27 protein-coding genes are annotated in these 22,191 nt (G+C 67.4%); 17 read left to right on the top strand and 10 right to left on the bottom strand.

Annotated features, from left to right (window positions below):
• The first annotated feature begins 79 nt into the window (after positions 1–79).
• Entirely contained in the window at positions 80–1,330 is a 1,251-nt protein-coding gene (locus AC1U2B_RS23385; RefSeq protein WP_480218661.1) for an IS30 family transposase, read from the top strand.
• A gap of 89 nt (positions 1,331–1,419) precedes the next feature.
• Entirely contained in the window at positions 1,420–1,770 is a 351-nt protein-coding gene (locus AC1U2B_RS23380; RefSeq protein WP_480218660.1) for a hypothetical protein, read from the top strand.
• Between the two features lie 7 nt (positions 1,771–1,777).
• Here AC1U2B_RS23380 and AC1U2B_RS23375 read toward each other — a convergent pair whose 3' ends face one another.
• Positions 1,778–2,107, bottom strand: a complete 330-nt coding sequence (locus tag AC1U2B_RS23375; protein ID WP_043394140.1) for a type II toxin-antitoxin system VapB family antitoxin — start codon at positions 2,105–2,107, stop codon at positions 1,778–1,780.
• A gap of 179 nt (positions 2,108–2,286) precedes the next feature.
• Here AC1U2B_RS23375 and hrcA point away from each other — a divergent pair, with 179 nt between their 5' ends.
• The 3 genes from hrcA to AC1U2B_RS23360 are packed head-to-tail and all read left to right on the top strand — an operon-like array spanning position 2,287 to position 5,264.
• Positions 2,287–3,318, top strand: coding sequence for a heat-inducible transcriptional repressor HrcA (gene hrcA / locus AC1U2B_RS23370; RefSeq protein ID WP_480218659.1), 1,032 nt, complete (start codon positions 2,287–2,289; stop codon positions 3,316–3,318).
• A 41-nt stretch (positions 3,319–3,359) separates the two neighbouring features.
• On the top strand, positions 3,360–4,511 hold the full coding sequence (gene dnaJ, locus AC1U2B_RS23365) for a molecular chaperone DnaJ (protein ID WP_043394137.1): 1,152 nt from the start codon (positions 3,360–3,362) through the stop codon (positions 4,509–4,511).
• 15 nt (positions 4,512–4,526) lie between these two features.
• A complete protein-coding gene (locus AC1U2B_RS23360) occupies positions 4,527–5,264 on the top strand; it encodes a 16S rRNA (uracil(1498)-N(3))-methyltransferase (protein ID WP_480218658.1) in 738 nt (245 codons plus the stop codon).
• On the opposite strand, the gene AC1U2B_RS23355 is transcribed toward AC1U2B_RS23360, so the two are convergent.
• The 6 genes from AC1U2B_RS23355 to AC1U2B_RS23330 are packed head-to-tail and all read right to left on the bottom strand — an operon-like array spanning position 5,261 to position 10,271.
• Positions 5,261–5,791 carry a hypothetical protein gene (locus AC1U2B_RS23355; protein WP_480218657.1) on the bottom strand — a complete coding sequence of 177 codons (531 nt, stop codon included), beginning with the start codon at positions 5,789–5,791 and terminating at the stop codon, positions 5,261–5,263. The two genes, AC1U2B_RS23360 and AC1U2B_RS23355, sit on opposite strands and share 4 nt — an antisense overlap.
• Positions 5,792–5,796: 5 nt before the next feature.
• Positions 5,797–6,111 carry a type VII secretion target gene (locus AC1U2B_RS23350; protein ID WP_418002766.1) on the bottom strand — a complete coding sequence of 105 codons (315 nt, stop codon included), beginning with the start codon at positions 6,109–6,111 and terminating at the stop codon, positions 5,797–5,799.
• 18 nt (positions 6,112–6,129) lie between these two features.
• Entirely contained in the window at positions 6,130–7,653 is a 1,524-nt protein-coding gene (locus tag AC1U2B_RS23345) for an EspA/EspE family type VII secretion system effector (protein WP_480218656.1), read from the bottom strand.
• A gap of 44 nt (positions 7,654–7,697) precedes the next feature.
• On the bottom strand, positions 7,698–8,279 hold the full coding sequence (locus AC1U2B_RS23340; protein WP_480218655.1) for a hypothetical protein: 582 nt from the start codon (positions 8,277–8,279) through the stop codon (positions 7,698–7,700).
• A 3-nt stretch (positions 8,280–8,282) separates the two neighbouring features.
• On the bottom strand, positions 8,283–8,597 hold the full coding sequence (locus tag AC1U2B_RS23335) for an ESX-1 secretion-associated protein (protein ID WP_043394130.1): 315 nt from the start codon (positions 8,595–8,597) through the stop codon (positions 8,283–8,285).
• 21 nt (positions 8,598–8,618) lie between these two features.
• Positions 8,619–10,271, bottom strand: coding sequence for an EspA/EspE family type VII secretion system effector (locus AC1U2B_RS23330; RefSeq protein WP_480218654.1), 1,653 nt, complete (start codon positions 10,269–10,271; stop codon positions 8,619–8,621).
• A 277-nt stretch (positions 10,272–10,548) separates the two neighbouring features.
• Here AC1U2B_RS23330 and AC1U2B_RS23325 point away from each other — a divergent pair, with 277 nt between their 5' ends.
• From AC1U2B_RS23325 to era, 5 genes are all read left to right on the top strand, one after another.
• Positions 10,549–10,764: a hypothetical protein gene (locus tag AC1U2B_RS23325; RefSeq protein ID WP_043394126.1), complete on the top strand. Its 216-nt coding sequence runs from the start codon at positions 10,549–10,551 to the stop codon at positions 10,762–10,764.
• Positions 10,765–10,914: 150 nt separating this feature from the next.
• Entirely contained in the window at positions 10,915–11,976 is a 1,062-nt protein-coding gene (locus AC1U2B_RS23320) for a PhoH family protein (protein ID WP_480218653.1), read from the top strand.
• A gap of 4 nt (positions 11,977–11,980) precedes the next feature.
• Positions 11,981–12,517 (top strand): rRNA maturation RNase YbeY, encoded by a 537-nt coding sequence (gene ybeY / locus AC1U2B_RS23315; protein WP_043394124.1) that lies wholly within the window; start codon positions 11,981–11,983, stop codon positions 12,515–12,517.
• Positions 12,514–13,863 carry a hemolysin family protein gene (locus tag AC1U2B_RS23310; protein WP_480218652.1) on the top strand — a complete coding sequence of 450 codons (1,350 nt, stop codon included), beginning with the start codon at positions 12,514–12,516 and terminating at the stop codon, positions 13,861–13,863. The genes ybeY and AC1U2B_RS23310 overlap by 4 nt, the downstream gene beginning before the upstream one ends.
• Positions 13,853–14,770 (top strand): GTPase Era, encoded by a 918-nt coding sequence (gene era, locus AC1U2B_RS23305; RefSeq protein WP_260971659.1) that lies wholly within the window; start codon positions 13,853–13,855, stop codon positions 14,768–14,770. Before AC1U2B_RS23310 ends, era begins: the two co-directional genes overlap by 11 nt.
• Here era and AC1U2B_RS23300 read toward each other — a convergent pair.
• On the bottom strand, positions 14,767–16,200 hold the full coding sequence (locus AC1U2B_RS23300) for an amidase (protein WP_480218651.1): 1,434 nt from the start codon (positions 16,198–16,200) through the stop codon (positions 14,767–14,769). The two genes, era and AC1U2B_RS23300, sit on opposite strands and share 4 nt — an antisense overlap.
• Before the next feature lie 79 nt (positions 16,201–16,279).
• Here AC1U2B_RS23300 and recO point away from each other — a divergent pair, with 79 nt between their 5' ends.
• The 4 genes from recO to AC1U2B_RS23280 are packed head-to-tail and all read left to right on the top strand — an operon-like array spanning position 16,280 to position 18,779.
• Positions 16,280–17,125 carry a DNA repair protein RecO gene (gene recO / locus AC1U2B_RS23295; protein ID WP_043394116.1) on the top strand — a complete coding sequence of 282 codons (846 nt, stop codon included), beginning with the start codon at positions 16,280–16,282 and terminating at the stop codon, positions 17,123–17,125.
• A complete protein-coding gene (locus AC1U2B_RS23290; protein WP_480218650.1) occupies positions 17,070–17,954 on the top strand; it encodes a decaprenyl diphosphate synthase in 885 nt (294 codons plus the stop codon). The genes recO and AC1U2B_RS23290 overlap by 56 nt, the downstream gene beginning before the upstream one ends.
• Before the next feature lie 25 nt (positions 17,955–17,979).
• The gene (locus AC1U2B_RS23285; protein ID WP_043394112.1) at positions 17,980–18,393 is read left to right on the top strand and encodes a hypothetical protein; all 414 of its coding nucleotides are present in this window, start codon (positions 17,980–17,982) and stop codon (positions 18,391–18,393) included.
• Positions 18,390–18,779 (top strand): NUDIX hydrolase, encoded by a 390-nt coding sequence (locus tag AC1U2B_RS23280; protein WP_043394110.1) that lies wholly within the window; start codon positions 18,390–18,392, stop codon positions 18,777–18,779. The genes AC1U2B_RS23285 and AC1U2B_RS23280 overlap by 4 nt, the downstream gene beginning before the upstream one ends.
• Positions 18,780–18,794: 15 nt before the next feature.
• Here the strand turns inward: AC1U2B_RS23280 and AC1U2B_RS23275 are convergent, their stop codons facing one another.
• Both AC1U2B_RS23275 and AC1U2B_RS23270 read right to left on the bottom strand, forming a co-directional pair.
• Positions 18,795–19,187 carry a Fur family transcriptional regulator gene (locus AC1U2B_RS23275; protein WP_043394108.1) on the bottom strand — a complete coding sequence of 131 codons (393 nt, stop codon included), beginning with the start codon at positions 19,185–19,187 and terminating at the stop codon, positions 18,795–18,797.
• The gene (locus AC1U2B_RS23270) at positions 19,184–19,576 is read right to left on the bottom strand and encodes an ArsR/SmtB family transcription factor (RefSeq protein WP_418002752.1); all 393 of its coding nucleotides are present in this window, start codon (positions 19,574–19,576) and stop codon (positions 19,184–19,186) included. Before AC1U2B_RS23270 ends, AC1U2B_RS23275 begins: the two co-directional genes overlap by 4 nt.
• Positions 19,577–19,691: 115 nt before the next feature.
• Here AC1U2B_RS23270 and AC1U2B_RS23265 point away from each other — a divergent pair, with 115 nt between their 5' ends.
• The 3 genes from AC1U2B_RS23265 to AC1U2B_RS23255 all read left to right on the top strand — a co-directional run bounded on the left by AC1U2B_RS23265 (position 19,692) and on the right by AC1U2B_RS23255 (position 22,127).
• On the top strand, positions 19,692–21,077 hold the full coding sequence (locus tag AC1U2B_RS23265; protein ID WP_260940423.1) for a glycine--tRNA ligase: 1,386 nt from the start codon (positions 19,692–19,694) through the stop codon (positions 21,075–21,077).
• Positions 21,078–21,159: 82 nt separating this feature from the next.
• Complete coding sequence (locus AC1U2B_RS23260; RefSeq protein ID WP_260971618.1) at positions 21,160–21,690, top strand: EspA/EspE family type VII secretion system effector; 531 nt, start codon at positions 21,160–21,162, stop codon at positions 21,688–21,690.
• Positions 21,687–22,127 (top strand): hypothetical protein, encoded by a 441-nt coding sequence (locus tag AC1U2B_RS23255; RefSeq protein WP_043394100.1) that lies wholly within the window; start codon positions 21,687–21,689, stop codon positions 22,125–22,127. The genes AC1U2B_RS23260 and AC1U2B_RS23255 overlap by 4 nt, the downstream gene beginning before the upstream one ends.
• Positions 22,128–22,191 lie beyond the last annotated feature (64 nt).

The following is a 22,191-nucleotide window of genomic DNA, read 5'->3' as shown; positions in this document are numbered from 1 at the left end:
CGAGCGTGGGGGATTGCGAGGAAAGCGCGACTTCCGTTCAAGGGTCTAGTGCAACAGCTCTCGCCTGGGGAGTTGTTTCATGCGTCCTGGTCCTTCACCTTCGGTGGTCCGCCTGTTCTGGTCCCGTGTCAGTTGTGAGCCGTCGATCGATGCCGCCGCGGTCGCTGCTGGCGTGTCGCCGGGCACGGGATGGGCGTGGTTTGTCAAAGCTGGCGGGGTGAAACCCAAGATCGACTCGGCGCCAAGGAAATACACCCGGCTGACCTTCGCTGAACGTGAACAGATCGGTCTTGCGGTAGCGGCGCAGGAACCGATCCGTTCCATCGCTACGCGATTGGGCCGGGCACCGTCGACGATCAGCCGGGAAATCAAACGCAACAGCTCCGACGGCCGCAACAAGTACCGCCCGCAGTTCCGGTTCGGCGCCCCATGGCGCGGCGGGCCGTTGCGGCGACCGCATTATTTCCCCAGCGCCGCCCAAGGCCGCGCACAACGCAACGCCCGGCGCCGCCACCCGCGCAAGCTAGCCACCAACGGCCGCCTGCATGCTCAGGTGCAGACTTGGTTGACGGACTTTCACAGCCCCGAGCAGATCGCCCGGCAGCTGATGATGGAGTTTCCCGACGACCTGGAGATGCGGGTGTCCCACGAGACGATCTACCAGTCGATCTACGTGCAAGGCAAAGGCAACCTACGCCGGGAACTGCACACGTGCTTGCGCACCGGCCGGGCCTTACGCCACCCGCGGCGCCGGCCCGGGGAACGCCGCGGACGCATCCCGGGCATGGTTCACCTCAGTGAACGGCCCGCCGAAGCCCTCGACCGGGCTGTTCCTGGCCACTGGGAGGGCGACCTGATCCTGGGCAGCACCGAATCAGGATCGGCGATCGGGACATTGGTGGAACGGTCCACCCGGTACGCGATGCTGCTGCACCTGCCCGACAACCACACCGCCGAAGCGCTGCAGAACGCGATCGTCGCCAAAATGCCCCAGCTGCCGGCTCTGCTCCGCAAAACCCTGACTTGGGATCAGGGCAAAGAAATGGCCAACCACGCCCAGATCACCGACGCCATCGACCTGGATATCTACTTCTGTGACCCGCACTCACCCTGGCAGCGCGGCACCAACGAAAACACCAACGGTCTTCTGCGTCAATGGTTCCCTAAAGGCACCGACCTATCGGTGTTCCCCGAGGACTACCTCGACTACGTCGCAGCCAAACTCAACAACCGGCCACGCAAAACCCTCGACTGGAAGACACCCGCCCAGCGACTCGACGAACTACTGTCCAACCCGTCCGATCCACCCGCTGTTGCACTAGGCCCTTGAATTCACCCGACGATTTTCCGCGCCAACCCCCACGCTCGAGGGCCCGAGTAGAGTCGCGATAGCCAAAGCTGACCAGGGGGAGTGCAGCAATGACGTATCCGGATCCTCGGTATCCGCAGCAACAACCACCGCCGGGGCCGTATCCGCCGCCGCAGGGCCATCCGAATCCGCAGCAGCAGTACCCGTACCCGTACGCGCAGCCGGGCTACCCGCAGCCGTACGGGTACCAACAGCCCTACGGCCACCCGCAGCAGGCCGAGCCGGCCAACGGCAATTCGACGGGCTGGCGGGCCGCCAGCATCGGAATGTCCCTGCTGTTTCGCGGCACCTACCGGCTGGGCGGCAGCGCCCGCGATCGAGTCGTCACGGCGTTGATGTGCATGGGGATCGCGCTCGTCGCGTTGGTGCTCATCGTGCTGGCCGGTATGTACCTGCGCTAGCGCGAGCTCACACGCCGGTCGGCGAAATCTGCTGCGACAGTGGCACATCCATGTCGTACACCCGGGCGTGCAGCACCACGCGGTTCCGCAACGCGGAGCGCACAGCACGGTGCAGGCCGTCTTCGAGGTAGATGGTGCCCTGCCAGCGCACGGCATGCGGGAACAGATCGCCGTAGAAGGTCGAGTCCTCGGACAGCAGCCGGTCCAGGGCGAGCACCGTCGTTGTGGTGACGATTTCGTCGAGACGCAGCTGCCGCGGTGGAATCTGGGCCCATTCGCGGTAGCTCAGCCCATGTTCCGGGTAGGGCTTTCCGTCGCGTACCCCTTTGAAAATCATGAGTAGATCACTCCGCAAGCTCCCCGTGAGCCGAACGGGTCCGCGGTGACAACGTCGGCATACACCTGACCCTAGCGGGTCGACTCGGGGTTTGCCGAGGCATCCAACCACCAGATGGCCTCTGACGCCCGCCCAAATCCATCGTCACCGTAAAATGGCAGGGAATCCGGAGGTAGCGAATGGGAAGTGCCGACGACCGTCGCTTTGAGGTGCTGCGCGCCATCGTTGCCGACTTCGTTTCCACCAAGGAGCCCATCGGCTCCAAGACGCTCGTCGAGCGTCACAACCTGGGCGTTTCGAGCGCCACGGTGCGCAACGACATGGCTGTCCTGGAGGCCGAGGGCTACATCACCCAGCCGCACACCAGCTCGGGCCGGGTGCCCACGGAGAAGGGCTATCGCGAGTTCGTCGACCGGATCGACGACGTCAAGCCGCTGTCGTCCGGTGAGCGCCGCGCCATCCTGACTTTCCTGGAGTCCGGGGTCGACCTGGACGACGTGCTGCGCCGCGCGGTGCGGCTGCTGGCGCAGCTGACCCGGCAGGTCGCCATCGTGCAGTACCCGACGCTGTCGCGGTCCACGGTGCGCCACCTGGAGGTCGTCGCGCTGACCCCGGCCAGGCTGCTGCTGGTCGTCATCACCGATACCGGACGGGTTGACCAGCGGGTTGTCGAACTCGGCGACTCCATCGGTGAGCATGAGCTGGGCCAGCTGCGGGAGCGACTGGGCGCGGCGCTGGAAGGCAAACTGCTGTCGGCCGCGTCGATCGCGGTGGCCGACCTGGCATCGCAGATGGACGGTCACGGCGGCCTGGGCGACGCAGTGGGCCGCGCGGCGACGGTGCTGGTCGAGACCCTGGTCGAGCACCAGGAGGAGCGGCTGTTGCTCGGCGGTACCGCCAACCTGACGCGCAACACGGCCGATTTCGGTGGGTCCCTGCGGTCGGTGCTCGAGGCACTGGAGGAGCAGGTCGTGGTCCTGCGGTTGCTGGCTGCCCAGCAGGAGGCAGGTAAAGTCACGGTACGCATCGGCCATGAAACCGAGGCCGAGCAGATGGCAGGGACGTCAGTCGTGAGCACCGCCTACGGCAGCTTGGGCAAGGTTTACGGCGGTATGGGCGTGGTCGGTCCTACCCGGATGGACTATCCGGGGACCATCGCCAACGTCGCGGCCGTTGCCCGGTACATAGGCGAGGTCCTGGGCACCCGGTGAGGGTGCACAGCGGTTCGAGAGATTAGGCAAGGTTCTTAGGCGTGGCACGCGATTACTACAGCCTGCTCGGCGTGAGCAAAGGCGCCAGCGACTCGGAGATCAAGAAGGCCTATCGCAGGCTGGCCCGGGAGCTGCACCCCGACGTCAATCCCGATGAGGGCGCACAGGCACGGTTCGCCGAGATCAGCACCGCCTACGAGGTCCTCAGCGACCCGGAGAAGCGGCGCATCGTCGACCTCGGTGGTGACCCCATGGGGAGCGCCGGAGGCGGCGGTGGTGCCGGGGGCTTCGCCGGTTTCGGCGGTCTCGGCGACGTCTTCGAGGCGTTCTTCGGCGGCGGTGCGTCCTCGCGCGGTCCGATCGGCCGGGTGCGCCCAGGCTCGGACTCGCTGCTGCGCCTGCGGCTGGACCTCGAGGAATGTGCGACGGGTGTCACCAAGCAGGTCACCGTCGACACCGCTGTGCTGTGCGACCTGTGCCAGGGCAAGGGCACGCACGGCAATTCCCAGCCGGCCCGGTGTGATACCTGCCACGGTCAGGGTGAGGTGCAGACGGTCCAGCGGTCGCTGCTCGGCAACGTGATGACGTCGCGTCCCTGCCCGGTGTGTGGCGGTGTCGGTGAGGTCATTCCCGACCCGTGCCACCGCTGCGGCGGCGACGGCCGCGTCCGCGCGCGGCGCGACGTCAGCGTCAAGATTCCGGCCGGTGTCGGTGAGGGCATGCGGGTGCGCCTGGCGGCCCAGGGCGAGGTCGGCCCGGGCGGTGGACCCGCCGGCGACCTGTACGTCGAGGTGCACGAGCAGGCGCACGAGCTGTTCCTCCGGGACGGCGACGACCTGCACTGCACCGTCTCGGTGCCGATGGTCGACGCCGCGCTGGGCACCACTGTCAGCGTCGACGCCATCCTCGACGGGCCGACCGAGATCACCATCGCGCCGGGTACCCAGCCCGGTTCGATCACCACGCTGCGCGGCCACGGCATGCCGCACCTGCGGTCCGGGGTCCGGGGCAACCTGCACGCGCACATCGACGTGGTGGTGCCGTCCCGCCTGGACAACCGGGATCTGGACCTGCTGCGCAAGTTCAAGGAGCAGCGGACCCGGGACGTCACCGAGGTGCGGTCCACGCAGTCCGTCGCCGGCGGCGGCGGCGGACTGTTCAGCCGCCTGCGCGAAACCTTCAGCGGCCGTTAGCCTTCGGGGCTGCTGGTGAGCCGGGCGCTGTTCTACGTCGACGCGGTACCGGAGGTCGGCGGGCTTGCCGTCGTCGACGGCGACGAGGGATTCCACGCGGCGACGGTGCGACGCATCCGTCCCGGCGAGGAACTCGACCTGTCCGACGGGGCAGGGACGTTGGCGCACTGCGTGATCGAGGACGCGGTGAAGGGCCGGCTGACGGCGCGGGTGCTGTCGGTCACCGAGGTCCCGGCCCCGGCGCCGACCGTGACCGTGGTGCAGGCCCTGCCCAAATCAGAACGTTCCGAGCTGGCCATCGAACTGGCCACCGAGGCCGGCGCCGACGCTTTCGTGGCATGGCAGTCCGAGCGGTGCGTCGCGCGCTGGGACGGTGCGACCAAGGTGGAGAAGGGTTTACGCCGCTGGGGTGCGGTCGCCCGGTCGGCGGCGCGGCAGTCGCGGCGGCCGTATGTACCGTCGGTCAGCGGCCCGGTATCGACCGCCGAGTTGGTCGCCTCGATCGGTACCGGCGTCACCCTGGTCCTGCACGAGTCGGCGGAAGTGGCTCTGCGCGAAGTCATTTCGCCGTCCACTGCGGCTGTGACGCTGATCGTCGGACCGGAAGGCGGCATCACCGACGGCGAGGTGGCGGCGCTGGTTGCCGCCGGCGCGATCGCCGTTCGCCTGGGGCCATCGGTGCTGCGGACGTCGACCGCGGCCGCGGTCGCGTTGGGCGCCTTGGGCGTGCTGACGCCGCGCTGGCAGGTCTAGTACTCGCCGCGCAGGTACCGGGCGCGCGCTTCGGCCTCGGCTGCCAGTGACTGTTCGGGCGTCGGCAGCTGCATCTGCTGATCGATGTAGTCGCGGGCCGCAGCCCGATCCAGGCCCTGATAGGTGAGCATCTGTTCGACCAACAGGTGCTGCACCGCCCGGCCTTTCAGATTGGCCAGCCTGGCGGTGGTCAGAATCTGGTGCGCGAGTTGTGATTCCGGCATGCGGGCGACTTCGGGGGAGAGCGCCACGCGCTGGATACGCCCACCGGTGCTGGCCTGCACCGTGACCGAACCGGCCGGATTGGAGACGTTCACCCAGACCGGGACAGCGGGGACCGGGGTGGTGTCCGGCGCCGGCTGCTCGTATTGCGCTAGCTGCGGCTGCTGGTCGCCGTCGTCGCCGGGCAGCCAGCGGTCCTCGCGTACCGGCTCGTCATACTGCGTTGGCACCCAAGCAGTTTCGGCCTGGTCTTCGTCGGGCCAGCCGGCGTCGTCCTCGTCGGGGTCATCCCAGTCACCGGGCATGTCGATCAGCGCGGCATCGGGGTGCGGTTGATGTTCTCGCCGCCTTGGGCGTCAGCCCGCTCATACTGGCCGGCAGCGGTCATCAGGTCTTCGGCGGTCTGCGTCACCATCCGCTGGAGGTTGGTGCATGCGGTGGCGCGCGCGGTCGTGGCAGTGGTCACGGCGGTGGCCGTCGCCGAGCAGATGGTGCCGTGCGTCGACGTCACCTTGGCGGCCGCGCCTGCGGTGGCGCTGCTCGCGGTGGGGTAGTGCGCGGCGGCTTCGCTCTGCTTGCCGGACAGCTCCCGCAGCTTGCCCGGGATGACTTTCAGGTTGGTCATGATGCAGTCCTCTCGGGTTTAGGTCTCGGTGGTGATGCGGGGCGGCGCAGCCAGATTGGCCGGATCCAGGCTGACGTGGACAGTGCCCTGGGCCTGCTCGGGCTGGACGTCGAACTCTACGCGGCGGACGCCGTCGTCCACCGAGACGTGGATCGGCGCGCGTCCTGCGGCGCCGTCGGCTGCGGCAGCGCCCTCGGGCGCGGCGGCCGGGTCCTTCGACTCCTCGCCAGGCTTGTCCGCCTCGCCCTCTTTGTCCTTGCCGTCCTTGACCTTTTCGTCGGCCGGGCCCTCTTCGCCCTCTTTGGTCTTGTCGTCCTTCTTCTCCTGAGCGGCCTGGATCGCCTGACCGATCAGTTGGCCCAGGGAGCCGAGCCCGCTGCCGGCTCCGCTGCCGCCGCCCCCGGAGGGGGACCCGCCGCCTGAGGGCGAGCCACCCGAGGGCGGCATGCCACCGGTCGGGGACCCGCCGCCGGACCCGCCGGATGCACCTGTGGTGCTGGGCATTTCGGGCATCGTGGGTGCGCTGGGTGACCCACCTCCGCCGGAGCTTCCACCGCCACCGCCCGAGTTCCCGCCGCCACCGCCCTGGTTTCCACCTGTACCGGGGTTGCCGCCGGGCGTGGATCCCGGAGTGGTGCGGGGAGTGTTGCCCGGGGGCGGGGTGGGCGGGGTCGGGGTCTGAGCCGTCGTGGCCGTCGCCACCGTCTGGTAACCGCTTGCTGCCGTGGTCATTTCGGCTGCGTTGGTGGCGGCGTGGGCCGTCATCGTGCTCATGACCTGGCCGGCCGCCGCCATCGCGAGGTTGACCGCGGTGATCTGCTTGACCTGCCACCCCACGAGGTCGCCCATGTGCAGCGACATCACCGCCCCCGGGATGGCCAGGGACAGCATCGTAGAGATCGCGTTCAGCTGTTTGCGGGCGGTGGCGAGCTGCTGTGCTTCTCGGGCAAGGATTTTCGCTACGGCACTGTCGGTCTTGGCGATGGCGTTGGTCTGCGCGATCTGGGTCTTGTTCTTCGTCGAGTAGGCGTCGGCACCGCTGCCAGACCAACTGTCTCCGGGCACCGCCTGGCCGAGAGCCGTGGCGCCCGAATTCAATTCGGTCGCACCCTTGGTGAAGGACTCTCCGTTCTCGGGTGCACCCGTCCCCAGCTGCTTGGACATCTTGTCGAGGTCCTGCAGGCCACGCGCAATGATCGGCGTCTCGAACGACGCCATCTGGAACAACTTGCCGGCCATGTCGGCCGCGTCGGCAACCAGTCCGCCGACCGCCATGACGCCGTCCATGATCGCGGTGTTGACGTCACCGAGGAGTCCGAGTTCGGCCCCGACGATGTCTTTGACCCCGTCGACCAGACCTTCGACCAGGTTCTCGCCGCCATCGAGGACACTCTCGCCGACCTCACCGAGGGTGTGGGTGTAGGTCTGTACGCCCTCGGCGAAAGCGTGGCCAGCCTCATCGACGACGTGGTCGACGCCGCTCACGACGTTTGCCGCGCCGCGTCCGACGTCGGTCAGGAAGTCAGTGAGTCCACCGAACATCTAAGCCACCCAACCGTATTCGTCCAGGGCCGCTGCATCGACGATCAATGCTCACCGCGGAGGTATGCCGCCTGGGCATCGGCGACCGCGTCGTCGGCTTGTCTCGCTGTCGGCAGGTCGGGTGCGTTGGCCTCGATGATGGTCTCGACGCGATCCGCGTCCAGCCCTTCGGCCGCGAGGACGCCTTCCATGAGGGCGCGTTGCACCGCGCGGCCCTTCATGTTCGCGAGCTTCGCGGTCGCCAAGATGCTGCGAGCGAGCTCGGCCTCGGTCACCGATGCGGCCTTGGGGGCCAGCTTGATCCGCTGGATCGATCCGGCGATCGACGCCTCGGCGGTGACGTTGCCCGCGGGATCGGACACGGCGAACACCACCACCCGCGGACCTTCGTCGCCCTGATCTTCGTCGGCGTCCGCTACCGGGGGGACTGCTTGCTCCATCGCGGCCGCGTACGAGTCGGTCTCAGCTGCCGCGCCGGGTGCTTCGTCGTCCGACGCCGCGAACAGATCCAGGCCCGAGTCCTCCGGGTCGGCGTCGTCACCGCTGTCGGTGGCGAAAAAGTCGAGCGAGTCCTCGGGTTCGGCGAGATGCTCGTCGTCGTGGTCGTCCCAAGAATGGTCTGACATCGATCAGATCTGCATCTGCTTGCCGAGGTTGGAGCCTTCCTGCGCATCCGTCTGGTCGTATTGCGATGCGGCCGTGGTCAGCTTCGAGGCCAGGTCGCGCGACTTGTTCATCATCTGCTCGCAGGCAGCCTTGCGTGCGTTGTTCGCGGCGCTCAGGGCTGATTGCGTCGACATGCACAGCGGCCCGTGGGTCGCGAGCACCTTGACCTCGACGTACGACGTGGTGTTGCCCGCTGCGCTGAACGTGGCGGCAGCGTCGTCTTGTTTGGTGGAGAGCTCTCGCAACTCTGAGGTCTCGACGCTGAGCTTGCTGCTCATGTGTTGCTCCTTTGCTAAGAACTAGATTTCGGTCGTGATGCGCGGTGGCGCAGTCGGATTCGCCGGGTCGAGGCTCACGTGGACAGGGCCTTTGGCGGTGTCGGGATCGACGGCCACCTCGACGTGATGGGTACCGTCGTCGAACGACACCTGGATGGGTGCACGTCCCGCGGGGGAGTCGGTCCCGGCTGCGGCGCCCGGCGGATTCTCTTCCGCGGGTTGGGCATTGGGGTCGGCGGCCGGATCGTCGGGCTTGCCGTCTCCGTCTTTGTCCGCACCGGGTGCGTTCGGATCCTGGGCGTTCGGATCCTGCTTGCCCTGCTGCGCAGCCTGAGCGGCCTGCGTCGCGGTTTGCGCGGCCTGTCCTGCGAGGCCGGCGAGAGTACCGAGGAGACCGCCGCCTCCGCTGCCGGAGCCGCCGCCCATTTGCGGCAGGGACGGCATACCGCCCATGCCGGCGCCCGCGCCGGTGCCCGCACCCGATGCCGCTGGGGCCGTGGGCATTTCAGGCATCTTCGGCATGCTTGGCGTAGCGCCACCGCCACCGGAGCCCGAACCGCCGCCGGAACCGCTGCCGCCGCCACCGGAACCCGTGCCCGTGCCGGTACCCGTACCGGTCGGATTGCCGGAACTGGGTGGATTGCCCGTCGGCGGGCCGTACGGCGAATTCGTTCCCGGCGGATTTCCCGGCTGGTTCGGGTTGCCCGGCGCATTGGGATCGCTGTTGCCGAAATCTGGTCCGTCGCCCGGCTTTTTCGCGGGCGGCGGCATGGTGCTCAGCGGCGGAGCGTGCGACGCGCTCTGGTACATGCTCGTCGCCTGGCTCAGTTTCGATGCGTTACTTGATGATTGCGCCATCATGTTGTTCATCACCAGGGCGGAGGCCGCTGCGGCGACGGCGACGGACGCGGCCTGAAGCGCCAGCGACTCGGGGGCGCCGATGACCGTCGCCTCCAGCGCCAGGCAGACGGGGATCATCGCGCCGAGGCCGGTAGCGATGTTGTCCATCTGCTCGCGGCCGGCGACCACCTGATCGGCTTCGGCGCTCAGGATTTCGACGACGAGATTGTCGGCCTGCAGCAACTGTTCGGCGCTGCCGATCTGCTCGGCGTTCCGGTTGGAGTACGCAGACGAGCCGGTGCCGTGCCACGCGTTGGGATAGGCGCCGCTGAGTCCGTCGCCCGCGGCCTGGAAGAGCTCGGCGCCGTCGGAGAATGATCCGCCGACGTCGGGATCGCCGATGCCGAAGCCGAGTCCTGCGAGGTCCAACGCGAACAGTCCGCCCTCGATGATGGGGGTCGCCGCGGCCTCGGGCATCAGCATCTTGGCGACGTCGCCCGCGTCGCTGAGCAGCCCGACGACGCCCATCGGGTCGCCTTCCATCAGCTTCTTGACGTTGTCCGCGATGTCGGTGGCGGTGTCGAGGACATCGTTGGCCTTGTCGAGGATGTCGTTGATCTTCTCGCCGAGGCTGGGGGTGTCACCGCCGTCGTGGTCGCCGCGCCGGTGTGAGTTGCCGTCGTGATCGTCGTGGCGCCGCGGATTGTGGTCGTTGCGATCATTGTGATGTGGCCGGGGGATGCGCACCGTGGGCTCGTCGTCGTGACGCGGGCGGCGGGTGCTCGGCGAATCATGCGATCCGCCGTGACCGCCGTGACGGTTATGCCGACCCATGCAGAAACCCTCCCCGATTTCTCATCGCCCCGGCGGACCCTCGCCGGTGAAATCGAGCCTAACAGCGGCCCCAGCCCCTCCATTGCGCTAATTCGGAACTCCGCGGCGCGACCGGACGGGCCGGATCGTGTGGCCTGGGGCACAGCAATTCCTGCCAGGAAACAATAATTTCCTGCCAGCGGAATTAATCCCTTGACCTGCCTGTTTACATAAATGTCACAGCGGCACAGGCCGCAAGGCGACAAAGACGGACAGAAGACGTGAAGGGGAACTCACCATGAAGAATTTCGGAATTGCAGCAGTTATCGCCGGCGGATTGGTCGCCGGTGCCATGGGGTTCGCCGTTCCCGCCGTAGCAGCCACCGGCCCGGCACCGACAGGAGTGCAGGCAACGATGGTGCCGACGGGAGTTGATCACCTGAACTGGCTGGATGACGTCCACCAGGGCGCCAAGTCGCCCAAGGTCGACACCAACGTCCACCAGAGTCGGTAATCGGCGACCACAACTACTCAGGCCCCGCGGGCGGTACCGGAAAGGTACCGCCCGCGGTTGCGTGACCAGCCAACTCATTGGGCGTGCCATCGGCCCGGCGGTAGAATGTGCTTCTCAGCTCGACCCAAGAAAGCAGGCATCGAAAACCACGTGACGCCCCGCGATACGAACGCCGCCTCGTCGCGCTCCTCGGAGCTCGACCCGTCGGTTCGAAGCAGCATCACTGTTCCGCCTGATCTTGTGGTGGGCCTGCTCGGCTCGGCCGACGAGAATCTGCGTGCCCTGGAGAACCTGCTGGCGGCCGACATCCACGTCCGCGGCAATTCGCTGTCGATATCCGGCCGGCCCGCTGAAGTGGCGATGGCCGAGCGCGTCGTCAGTGAGCTGATCGCGATCGCCGCCGGCGGGCAGTCGCTGACCCCGGACGTCGTGCGCCGCAGCGTGGGAATGCTCGACGGTGCCGACACCGAGTCGCCCGCGCAGGTACTCACGCTGGACATCCTGTCGCGGCGCGGCAAGACGATTCGGCCCAAGACGCTCAACCAGAAGCGGTACGTCGACGCGATCGACGCCCACACCATCGTCTTCGGCATCGGCCCCGCCGGTACCGGCAAGACCTATCTGGCAATGGCCAAGGCCGTCAGCGCTCTACAGACCAAGCAGGTCAGCCGGATCATCCTGACGCGTCCCGCCGTCGAAGCGGGGGAGCGGCTCGGCTTCCTGCCGGGCACCCTGAACGAGAAGATCGACCCCTATCTGCGGCCGCTGTACGACGCGCTGCACGACATGATGGACGCCGAGATGATCCCGAAGCTGATGGCAGCCGGGGTGATCGAGGTTGCGCCGCTGGCATATATGAGGGGGAGGACGTTGAATGACGCCTTCATCATCCTCGACGAGGCGCAGAACACCACCGCCGAACAGATGAAGATGTTCCTGACCCGCTTGGGTTTTGGGTCCAAGATCGTCGTGACCGGTGACGTCACTCAGGTCGATCTGCCGGGCGGATCGAGGTCGGGGCTGCGGACGGCCGTCGAGGTCCTCGACGGCATCGAGGACATCCACATCGCCGAACTCACCAGTGCGGATGTGGTGCGCCACAAGCTGGTTGCGGAAATCGTCGACGCGTATGAAGCAGCGGAAGCCAAAGTGAGCGAGCACGGTCTGGCCAACCGTTCACACCGCCGATCCACCGGCCGGACGAGGCGGTGACGGAGTGACGGTCGAGGTTTCCAACGAGTCGGGGATCGACGTATCCGAAGACGAGCTGATCAGTGTGGCGCGGTTCGTCATCTCCAAGATGGACGTGAACCCGGCCGCTGAACTCTCGATGGTCCTGGTGGACCAGTCGGCCATGGCCGATCTGCACATGCGCTGGATGGACCTGCCCGGCCCCACCGATGTGATGAGCTTTCCCATGGACGAGCTCGAGCCCGGCGGCCGTCCGGATGCGCCCGAGCCGGGGCCCTCGATGCTCGGCGACATCGTGTTGTGTCCGGAGTTCGCCGCGAATCAGGCTGAGGCCGCCGGACATTCGCTGGGCCACGAGCTGGCGCTGCTGACCGTGCACGGCGTGCTGCACCTGCTGGGCTACGACCACGCCGAGCCCGACGAAGAAAAAGAGATGTTCGACCTGCAGCGCCAGCTGCTCGAAGAGTGGGTTGCCGACCAGGTGCACGCCTACCACCAGGATCGGCAGACCGAGAAAGACCGCAGGCTGCTCGACAAGTCGCGGTACTTCGACGAGCCGTGACCGGATTGACGCCGCTGATCGGCGCCATCGTGCTCGTCGTCGTCGGCGGGCTGTTCGCGGCGATCGATGCCGCCATCAACACCGTCTCCATCGCGCGCGTCGATGAGCTGATCCGCGATGAGCGCCCCGGTGCGGTGCGGCTGGCGAAGATCATCCGAGACCGGCCACAGTACGTCAATCTCGTTGTGCTGCTGCGGGTTATCTGCGAGGCGTCGGCGACCGTCCTGTTGGTGGACTACCTCGACGATCTGATGACGCGGGGTTGGGCGTTGGTATCCGCCGCGGCCATCATGGTGGTCGTCAGCTTCGTGGGTATCGGTGTCGGCCCGCGCACCGTGGGGCGGCAGAACGCCTATTCCATCTCACTGCTGTCGGCGCTTCCGCTGCAGTTCATTTCGGCACTGCTGACCCCCATCAGCCGACTGCTGGTGCTCATCGGTAACGCCCTGACTCCGGGCCGGGGCTTCCGCAACGGACCCTTCGCGTCGGAAATCGAGCTGCTCGAGGTCGTCGATCTCGCGCAGCAGCGTGGCGTCGTGGCCGCCGAAGAACGGCGAATGATCAAGTCCGTCTTCGAACTTGGTGACACCCCCGCGCGCGAGGTCATGGTGCCCCGCACCGAGATGGTGTGGATCGAAAGCGACAAGTCGGCCGGCCAGGCAACCTCGCTGGCGGTGCGCAGCGGGCACTCCCGCATCCCGGTGATCGGGGAGAACGTCGACGACGTCGTCGGCGTCGTCTACCTCAAAGACCTGGTGGAGCGGACGTACAACTCCACCAACGGCGGTCGCGGGACCAAGGTCGCCGAAGTGATGCGTCCCGCGGTGTTCGTGCCGGACTCCAAGCCGCTCGATGAGCTGCTCAACGAGATGCAGCGCACCCGCAACCACATGGCGCTGCTGGTCGACGAGTACGGCGCGATCGCCGGTCTGGTGTCCATCGAGGACGTGCTCGAGGAGATCGTCGGCGAGATCGCCGACGAATACGACACCGACGAAGTGCTGCCGGTAGAGGAATTGGGCAACAACAAGTTTCGGGTGTCCGCCCGTCTCCCGTTGGAAGACCTGGCCGAACTGTACGGCTTCGAGGTCGATGACGACCTGGACGTGGACACCGTCGGCGGGTTGCTCGCGCACGAGCTGGGGCGCGTGCCACTGCCGGGGGTCAAGGTGCGGGTGTCCTTTCCGTCGCATCGCTCGCAGGACGTCCGTTACCTCCAGTTGCGGGCCGAGGGCGGGCGCGACCATCGTGGCCGGGTCCGCGTCGGCACCGTGCTGGTGAAGCCCGTCGAGCCGAAACGATCCGCCGCGCCCGATGCTGTTGAAGAAGGAGAACCTGATGAGTGACGAATTCCATTCCGGCTTCGTCTGTTTGGTCGGCCGGCCGAACACCGGCAAGTCGACGCTGACCAACGCGCTCGTCGGCACCAAGGTCGCGATCACGTCGAATCGGCCGCAGACCACGCGGCACACCATCCGCGGCATCGTGCACCGCGAGAACTTCCAGATCATCCTGGTGGACACGCCGGGCCTGCACCGGCCGCGCACGCTGCTCGGCCAGCGACTCAACGAACTGGTCAAGGACACCTACTCCGAGGTCGACATCATCTGCCTGTGCATCCCGGCAGACGAGGCCATCGGGCCCGGCGACCGCTGGATCTATCAGCAGATCCGCACTGTCGCACCGCGAACCACGTTGCTGGTGGTCGTCACCAAGACCGACAAGGTGCCGCGCGACAAGGTGGCCGCGCAGCTGATGGCGGTCAGCGAGCTCACCGAGGGCACTGCCGAGATCGTCCCGGTTTCCGCGGTGGCCGGAGAACAGGTCGACGTGCTGATCGACGTGCTGGCGAGCAAGTTGCCGCCGGGGCCTGCCTTCTACCCGGACGGCGAACTCACCGACGAACCCGAAGAAGTACTCATCGCCGAGCTCATCCGCGAGGCCGCGCTGGAAGGCGTCCGCGACGAGCTGCCGCACTCGCTGGCGGTGGTCATCGACGAGTTCACCGAGCGCGAAGGCCGCACCGCCGAACAGGGCGAGATGTGCGACATCCACGCCATCATCTATGTCGAGCGTGACAGCCAGAAGGGCATCGTGATCGGCAAGGGCGGCTCGCGGCTGCGTGAGGTCGGCACCGCGGCGCGCACCCAGATCGAGAAGCTGCTCGGCACGAAGGTGTATCTGAACCTGCGGGTGAAGATCGCCAAGAACTGGCAGCGCGACCCGAAACAGCTTGGCAAGCTTGGCTTCTAGCTGGCCCACCAGTTGTCGGGCTGCTTGGTGGCCCAGCCGCTGATCGCTTCGAGGCTGGCGGCCAGGGAGATCAGCAGCGGTTCGCTGCCCTCCGGACCCATCAGCTGCACGCCGATGGGCAGCCCGTCGGTGGTGAAGCCGGCCGGGATGTTGATCGACGGCCAGCCGAGCGCGTTCCATGGCCAACACACCGGGCAGGCCGCGATGATGGCGCGGTCGGTGGCGGTGCTGCCGAGGCGGTCGAAGGCGTCGATCAGCGGCGGCGGCAGCGCGGTGGTCGGTGCCAGCACCACGTCGAAGAGGTTGAAAATCCAGCCGATCCGGCGCTGAAGGGACTTTTCCCGCCGCCGTGCCTCCCGGAGCGCGTGCTCCGACAGCAGCCAACCGGTCCGGATGTTGCTGCGGGTGCGACGGTCCAGAGCGACCCCGGGTCCGACGCGGTCGCGCCATTCGGCAAGTCCGGAGGTGGAGCGGGCCAGGAAATCCACGGACAGTTGCAGCCCGTATTCCGGGTCGTCCGGCCGGACCGTGTGTCCGAGTTCTTCCAGTTGTCCCGCAACGTTGTTCAGTGCGGCCCGGATCTCCGGATGCAGCCGGGCCGGGAACAGGGTGAACGGAAACTTGGTCGACAGCGCGACGCGCAGAGGACCCGGCGCCCGCCCGACGGCCTCGGCCGCCTCGATGGGCGGCGGCTTGTGGAGATCACCGTCGGCATTGCCGGAGACGGCGTCGAGGAGCAGCGCGGCGTCGGCCACCGTGCGGGCCAGCACCCCGTTGACCGTGATGCCGTTGAAGGCCTCCGGCAGCGGCCAGGTGGAGATCCGTCCGCGTTGCGGCTTGATGCCGACCAGATGGGTCCAGGCGGCGGGGATGCGGACGCTGCCCGCACCGTCGGATCCGATTGCGGCGGTGACCAATCCGGCGGCGACGGCCGCGGCGCTGCCGCCCGACGACCCACCCGGGGTGTGCCCGCGGGACCAGGGGTTGCGGGTGTGCCCGAATCCGGGGCCGCTGGTGAACGGCCATTGGCCCAGCTCGCAGGTGTTGGTCTTGCCGACGATCACCGCGCCGGCCGCCTTCAGCCGGCGGACGACTTCGGCGTCCGCGGTGGCCGGACGTACCGTGCCGTCGGTGCCGAACCGGGTGGGCACGCCCGCGACGTCGACGTCGTCCTTGATCGCGATGGGTACACCGAGAAGTGGAAGGTGTTGTCCGGCAGCGCGTTTGCGGTCTGCTTCGGCGGCGTCGGCCAGTGCCTGTTCGGTGAAGACCACCCGGAACGCGTTCAGCTCGAGCTGGCTGGCGGCGATGGCATCGAGCGACTGCTGCACGATCTGCTGGGACGTCACCGCGCCGCTCGCGAGCCGGTACAACTGCTGGGTCAGGGTCGGGAATCGGGGCGGAGTGGATGGTTTCGGAAGGCTGGCCATGGCGATTCCGAGAATAGATTGGGCACTCGCCCGGCGCTGCCTAACCGAAGTTGTCGGTCCGCGATGGGACAATCTCCCGATGCGGTTGTACCGGGATCGAGCGGTCGTGCTGCGCCAGCACAAGCTCGGCGAGGCCGACCGGATCGTGACGCTGCTCACCCGCGACCACGGGCTGGTCCGCGCGGTGGCCAAGGGCGTGCGCCGGACCCGCAGCAAGTTCGGCTCGCGGCTGGAGCCGTTCGCCCACATCGACGTGCAGCTGCACCCCGGCCGCAACCTCGACATCGTCACCCAGGTGGTGTCGATCGACGCGTTCGCCACCGACATCGTCAACGACTACGGTCGCTACACCTCCGGCTGCGCCATCCTGGAGACCGCGGAACGGCTGTCCGGTGAGGAACGCAACCCGATGCCGGCGCTGCAGCGGCTCACCGTTGGTGCGCTGCGGGCCGTCGCCGACGGCAGCAGGCCCCGTGAACTGGTGCTCGACGCCTATCTGCTGCGGGCCATGGGGATCGCCGGCTGGGCGCCGGCCATCACCGAATGCGCCCGCTGCGCCGCACCCGGTCCGCACCGGGCGTTCCACGTCGCGGCCGGCGGCAGCGTGTGCGTGCACTGCCGGCCGTCGGGATCGGTCACCCCACCTCAGGGTGTGCTGGATCTGATGGCCGCGCTGCACGACGGCGACTGGGAGTTTGCGCAGGACTCACCGGCGGGGCATCGCACCCAGGCCAGCGGCTTGGTGGCCGCGCACCTGCAGTGGCATCTGGAGCGTCAGCTGCGGACATTGCCTCTGGTCGAGCGCGTCTACCGCCCCGATACCGCACTCATTGAACAGCGAGTAACCCTCCTCAGGCAGGATATTGCCCATGGCACTCAACCGGGCGCGCAAGATCAGCTATCCGCAGCTGCCGCAGGCGCCTGACGACTATCCGATTTTCCCGGACGTTTCGACCTGGCCGGTGGTCTTTCCGGAGCTCCCACCGAGGTCCAATGGGCGCTTCGCCCGGCCGCCGCAGCACCCGTCCAAGGCCGTGGCCCCGCAGATTCCCGCCGACCAGGTGCCCAACCACGTCGCCGTCGTGATGGACGGCAACGGCCGGTGGGCCACCCAGCGCGGGCTCGGGCGGACCGAAGGCCACAAGATGGGCGAGGCGGTGCTGATCGACATCACCTGCGGAGCCATCGAACTGGGCATCAAGCACCTGTCGGTGTACGCGTTCTCCACCGAGAACTGGAAGCGCAGCACCGAAGAGGTGCGCTTCCTGATGGGCTTCAACCGCGAGGTGGTGCGCCGCCGCCGGGAGAACCTCAACGCGATGGGCGTCAACATGCGCTGGGTCGGGTCCCGGCCGCGCATGTGGAGCAGCGTCATCAAGGAGTTCGACATCGCCGAGCAGATGACGGTCGGCAACGACGTCATCACCGTCAACTACTGCGTGAACTACGGCGGGCGCACCGAGATCGTCGAAGCCGCACGCGAACTCGCCGAGCAGGCGGCCGCGGGCAAGATCAACCCGAGCCGGATCACGGAGGCGTCGGTCGCCAAGCACCTGCACCGCCCCGACATTCCTGACGTCGACCTGTTCATCCGCACCTCGGGCGAGCAGCGCGCCAGCAACTTCATGCTGTGGCAGGCGGCGTATGCGGAGTACGTCTTCCAGGACAAGCTCTGGCCGGACTACGACCGTCGCGACCTGTGGGCCGCGTGCGAGGAATACGTCAATCGCAACCGACGCTTCGGCAGAGCCTGATGATGAACCTGAGTGGGAGGGCCTGATGTCGAACTTGTTGCAGCGCTTGGCTTCTGTGTTGGCCGATACGGTCACCATCGTCGAGGAGAACGACGGCGCCCTGACCGTCGGGCACGACGGGACGGTGGCCTCGCTGCGGGTGGTGAACATCAGCGAGGGCCTGGAACTGATCTCACTGACCCAGCCGCTGGCGTGGGACATCAAGCTGGACAACAAGATTCGTGACCGGGTGTCCGATCATGCGGGACGCACCATGCTCGGCTCGGTGGTATTGGTCGAGCGGGCCGGCGACCCGCGGAGCAACGGCGCCAAGAAGGTCGGCGACGTGATGCTGCGCTACAACTTTCCGGCCGCCGGTCTCAGCGACGACGCGTTGTCCACGCTGGTCCTGCTGGTGCTGTCCACCGGCGTCGACGTGCGGGCCGACCTGGCGTCATGACCGTCATCCGGATCGTCGCCGCGGTGGTGGTCGACGAGCACGGGCGGCTGCTGTTGGTCCGTAAACGCGGGACGACGGCGTTCATGCAGCCCGGCGGCAAGTTCGAGCCGGGGGAGGCGCCGGTCGACGCGCTGGTCCGCGAGGTCCGTGAAGAGCTCGGGGTCGGGGTGACCGACGTGCGAGAGTTGGGTCACCACACCGCGATCGCGGCCAACGAGCCCGGGCACAGTGTCGCGGCCGACCTCTTCTTCGTGACGCTCGACGGCGTGCCGCAGGCTGCCGCCGAGATCGAGGAGATGGCCTGGATCGATCCGCACGATCCCGGCGACGTCGTGTTGGCGCCGCTGACCCGCGACATCGTGCTGGACTTCGTTCGGATCAGCTGACCGGCACGGACGCGGTCAGGCCGTGCACCGACTGCAAACGCCGAAGATCTCCAGGGTGTGGCTGACGTCGGAAAAGCCATGGGCCGCAGCGGTTTCGGTGGCCCAGGCCTCGACCTCGCTGCCGGCCACCTCGACCGTCGCGCCGCATTGCCGGCACACCAGGTGGTGATGGTGATGGGCCTGCGAGCAGCGCCGGTACAGCGCCTCACCGCTGTCGTTGCGCAGGCTGTCGACCTGTCCGGCCGCGGCCATCGACTGCAGGGTGCGGTAGACGGTCGTCAGGCCGATGCCTTCGCCGCGGCGACGCAGTTCGTCGTGCAGCTCCTGCGCGGAGCGGAACTCTTCGACGTTGGTGAGCAGCGCGGCGATCGCGGTGCGCTGTTTGGTGGACCGGGTGGGGGCGGTCACGGCCGGTCCTCCTCGACGTGGGCGATGGCGTCGACCACGATGTGCGCGAGGTGATGGTCGACCAGGCGGTACATCACCTCGCGGCCGGCGCGTTCGCCGGCGACGACCCCCGCCGACTTGAGGATGCGCAGGTGCTGGCTGACCAGCGGCTGCGCCACACCCAGGGCGTCGACGAGTTCGTGCACGCAGCGCTGCGACTCCCGCAGTTGCATCACGATCGCGATGCGAATGGGGGCGGCCAGGGCGCGCAGCAGATCGCCGGCGGCGTCGAGCGTCTCCCGCGGCGGGGACGACGGGAACGGCGCACCGCTGTGCTGGTGGTCGAGCTCGTCATGCGTGGTGGTGGGTGGCACCCCGGTAACTCCCAAGCTATTGGAAATAGTTTTCATTTAGCTTTCCATGCGTGCATACGCATGTCAAAGGTGGGTGCGACATTGACCGGTGAGTGGGGCCTTTAGGCTGGACGGGTTGCATCCCAGCTGACTCGAGGAGTGCTCGAACATCGTGGCGTCCATCATCGACACCGTTGCCAACCTGGCCAAACGCCGTGGTCTGGTCTTCCAGTCCGGCGAAATCTACGGCGGCACAAAGTCTGCGTGGGATTACGGGCCACTGGGTGTCGAGCTCAAGGAGAACATCAAGCGCCAGTGGTGGAAGTCCGTCGTCACCTCCCGCGACGACGTCGTCGGCCTGGACAGCGCGATCATCCTGCCGCGGCAGGTGTGGGTGGCCTCGGGCCACGTCGCGGTGTTCAACGACCCGCTGGTCGAGTGCCTGAACTGCCACAAGCGGCACCGTCAGGACCACATGCAGGAGGCCTACGCCCTGAAGAAGGGCCTGGACGATCCTGACGCCGTCTCGATGGACGAGATCGTCTGCCCGGACTGTGGCACCAAGGGCCAGTGGACCGAGCCGCGTGACTTCAACATGATGCTCAAGACGTACCTCGGCCCCATCGAGTCCGAAGAAGGCATGCACTACCTGCGCCCGGAGACCGCGCAGGGCATCTTCGTGAACTTCGCCAACGTGGTGACCACCGCGCGCAAGAAGCCGCCGTTCGGCATCGGCCAGATCGGCAAGAGCTTCCGCAACGAGATCACGCCGGGCAACTTCATCTTCCGCACCCGTGAGTTCGAGCAGATGGAGATGGAGTTCTTCGTCGAGCCTTCGACCGCGCCGGAGTGGCACAAGTACTGGATCGAGACCCGCTTCCAGTGGTACACCGACCTGGGCATCAACCCGGACAACCTGCGGTTGTACGAACACCCGCTGGAGAAGCTGTCGCACTACAGCGCCGGCACCACCGACATCGAGTACAAGTTCGGCTTCGCCGGCAACCCGTGGGGTGAGCTCGAGGGCATCGCCAACCGCACCAACTTCGACCTGAGCACGCACGGCGAGCACTCGGGCGTCGACCTGTCGTTCTACGACCAGGGCACCGACACCCGCTTCGTGCCGTACGTCATCGAGCCCGCAGCCGGCCTGACCCGGTCGCTGATGGCGTTCCTGGTCGACTCGTACCACGAGGACGAGGCACCCAACGCCAAGGGCGGCGTCGACAAGCGCACGGTGCTCAAGCTCGATCCGCGCCTCGCGCCGGTCAAGGCCGCGGTGCTGCCGCTGTCGCGCAACGCCGACCTGTCGCCGAAGGCCCGCGACCTGGCCGCCGAGCTGCGCAAGAACTGGAACGTCGAGTTCGACGACGCCGGCGCCATCGGCCGCCGCTACCGTCGCCAGGATGAGATCGGCACGCCGTACTGCATCACCGTCGACTTCGACACGCTCGAGGATCACGCCGTCACCATCCGCGAGCGCGACGCCATGACCCAGGAGCGCGTCGCCATCGACGCCGTCAGCGACTACCTCGCGGTGCGCCTCAAGGGCTGCTGACGGAGAAATTGCCGCCGGGGACCTACCGCGGGCTCGAATAGGCTTGTGAGCCAAGGGCCAAGGGACGCTGGAGGGGGCGACAGTGACGGTTCTCGGCGCATTTCTTTCGACTTGGGACGACGCGCGCGCGACGTTCGGCTCCGACACGCCGGTTGGCGGCTCCGAGTTCGACAGGAGTGCGCAGTTCCACGAACTGCGCAGCACGGTCCTGTCGGTGGCGCCCGGAGGAGAGTGGACAGGCGCCGCGGCCGAGGCATACGACGGCTGCAATCGGGAGCATGCCGGGACCATCGGCAGGCTGGCCGCACTCGACCGGCGCCTCGGTGCCGAGGTCGATCGGTCCGCGGCTGTGGTGACGGCAGGTCGTCGCGATCTCGATTCCGTCAAGCAATGGGTGATCGATGCCGCGGCCAGCGTCCCGTCCACCGCGGCGGGTGACCGTGCGCTGCTTCCCGTGGTGGCCAAGGGGACGGCTGAGATCACCGCAATCATCAGTCGGTCGAACACGGATCTGGACGCCATCGCGGCGCGCATCCGCGAGATCGGCACGGCCTACGGCGACGTCGCCGGGCGCGGCGACGAGGCCGACGAGCCGAACGACAAACACCCATGACCCGATACCTGCGGGCGTTGACCGCAGTCCTGCTGCTGTGTGCGCTGTCCGCATGCTCGACCGAGAACCGAGAGCAGAAGGTGCCGGTTCCCGCTGAGCTGGCTGCGGCGTTCGGCGATGTGACGTTGCCGCAGGGCGCAGCGGTCCTCGCCACTGTCACCGATTCGGGCCGCGACACCCGCTATCGCGTGGCGCTGCGGATGACCGACAGTCAACTTCACGACTTTCTGGGCCAGTTCCCGGCGGCGCCGCGACCGTCCCAGATTCCCAAGACGATGACGGCGCTCGCGGGACCGTCGCTGGCGAGTGCTCCCACGCCGCTTTTCCTGCAGGACAAGGTCACCACCAAGGATCACGGGCTGGTCAACCGCGAGGTCGTCGTCGACCAACGCGGGCCCGACGAGGTGTACGTCCACCTGTCGCTGTACACCACCTGAGCCATTCTGCTGAGCAGTTTGTGAGCACCGGTCCGCGTCCCGTTGGGCTTCCGGTATAGCGTGC

It is taken from the genome of Mycolicibacterium sp. P4_G11, assembly GCF_056555145.1.
This window is presented reverse-complemented; position numbering and strand designations above follow the sequence as displayed.

Coding starts and splice junctions, on each gene's coding strand:
- AC1U2B_RS23330 (WP_480218654.1), bottom strand. CDS start 10,271: ATGGGTCGGCATAACCGTCACGGCGGTCACGGCGGATCGCATGATTCG.
- AC1U2B_RS23355 (WP_480218657.1), bottom strand. CDS start 5,791: ATGCCCGGTGACTGGGATGACCCCGACGAGGACGACGCCGGCTGGCCC.
- AC1U2B_RS23375 (WP_043394140.1), bottom strand. CDS start 2,107: ATGATTTTCAAAGGGGTACGCGACGGAAAGCCCTACCCGGAACATGGG.
- AC1U2B_RS23345 (WP_480218656.1), bottom strand. CDS start 7,653: ATGTTCGGTGGACTCACTGACTTCCTGACCGACGTCGGACGCGGCGCG.
- hrcA (WP_480218659.1), top strand. CDS start 2,287: ATGGGAAGTGCCGACGACCGTCGCTTTGAGGTGCTGCGCGCCATCGTT.
- AC1U2B_RS23325 (WP_043394126.1), top strand. CDS start 10,549: ATGAAGAATTTCGGAATTGCAGCAGTTATCGCCGGCGGATTGGTCGCC.
- AC1U2B_RS23300 (WP_480218651.1), bottom strand. CDS start 16,200: ATGGCCAGCCTTCCGAAACCATCCACTCCGCCCCGATTCCCGACCCTG.
- AC1U2B_RS23350 (WP_418002766.1), bottom strand. CDS start 6,111: ATGACCAACCTGAAAGTCATCCCGGGCAAGCTGCGGGAGCTGTCCGGC.
- AC1U2B_RS23280 (WP_043394110.1), top strand. CDS start 18,390: ATGACCGTCATCCGGATCGTCGCCGCGGTGGTGGTCGACGAGCACGGG.
- AC1U2B_RS23380 (WP_480218660.1), top strand. CDS start 1,420: ATGACGTATCCGGATCCTCGGTATCCGCAGCAACAACCACCGCCGGGG.
- AC1U2B_RS23290 (WP_480218650.1), top strand. CDS start 17,070: ATGGCACTCAACCGGGCGCGCAAGATCAGCTATCCGCAGCTGCCGCAG.
- AC1U2B_RS23270 (WP_418002752.1), bottom strand. CDS start 19,576: ATGAAAACTATTTCCAATAGCTTGGGAGTTACCGGGGTGCCACCCACC.
- AC1U2B_RS23385 (WP_480218661.1), top strand. CDS start 80: ATGCGTCCTGGTCCTTCACCTTCGGTGGTCCGCCTGTTCTGGTCCCGT.
- AC1U2B_RS23340 (WP_480218655.1), bottom strand. CDS start 8,279: ATGTCAGACCATTCTTGGGACGACCACGACGACGAGCATCTCGCCGAA.
- recO (WP_043394116.1), top strand. CDS start 16,280: ATGCGGTTGTACCGGGATCGAGCGGTCGTGCTGCGCCAGCACAAGCTC.
- AC1U2B_RS23255 (WP_043394100.1), top strand. CDS start 21,687: ATGACCCGATACCTGCGGGCGTTGACCGCAGTCCTGCTGCTGTGTGCG.
- AC1U2B_RS23335 (WP_043394130.1), bottom strand. CDS start 8,597: ATGAGCAGCAAGCTCAGCGTCGAGACCTCAGAGTTGCGAGAGCTCTCC.
- AC1U2B_RS23285 (WP_043394112.1), top strand. CDS start 17,980: ATGTCGAACTTGTTGCAGCGCTTGGCTTCTGTGTTGGCCGATACGGTC.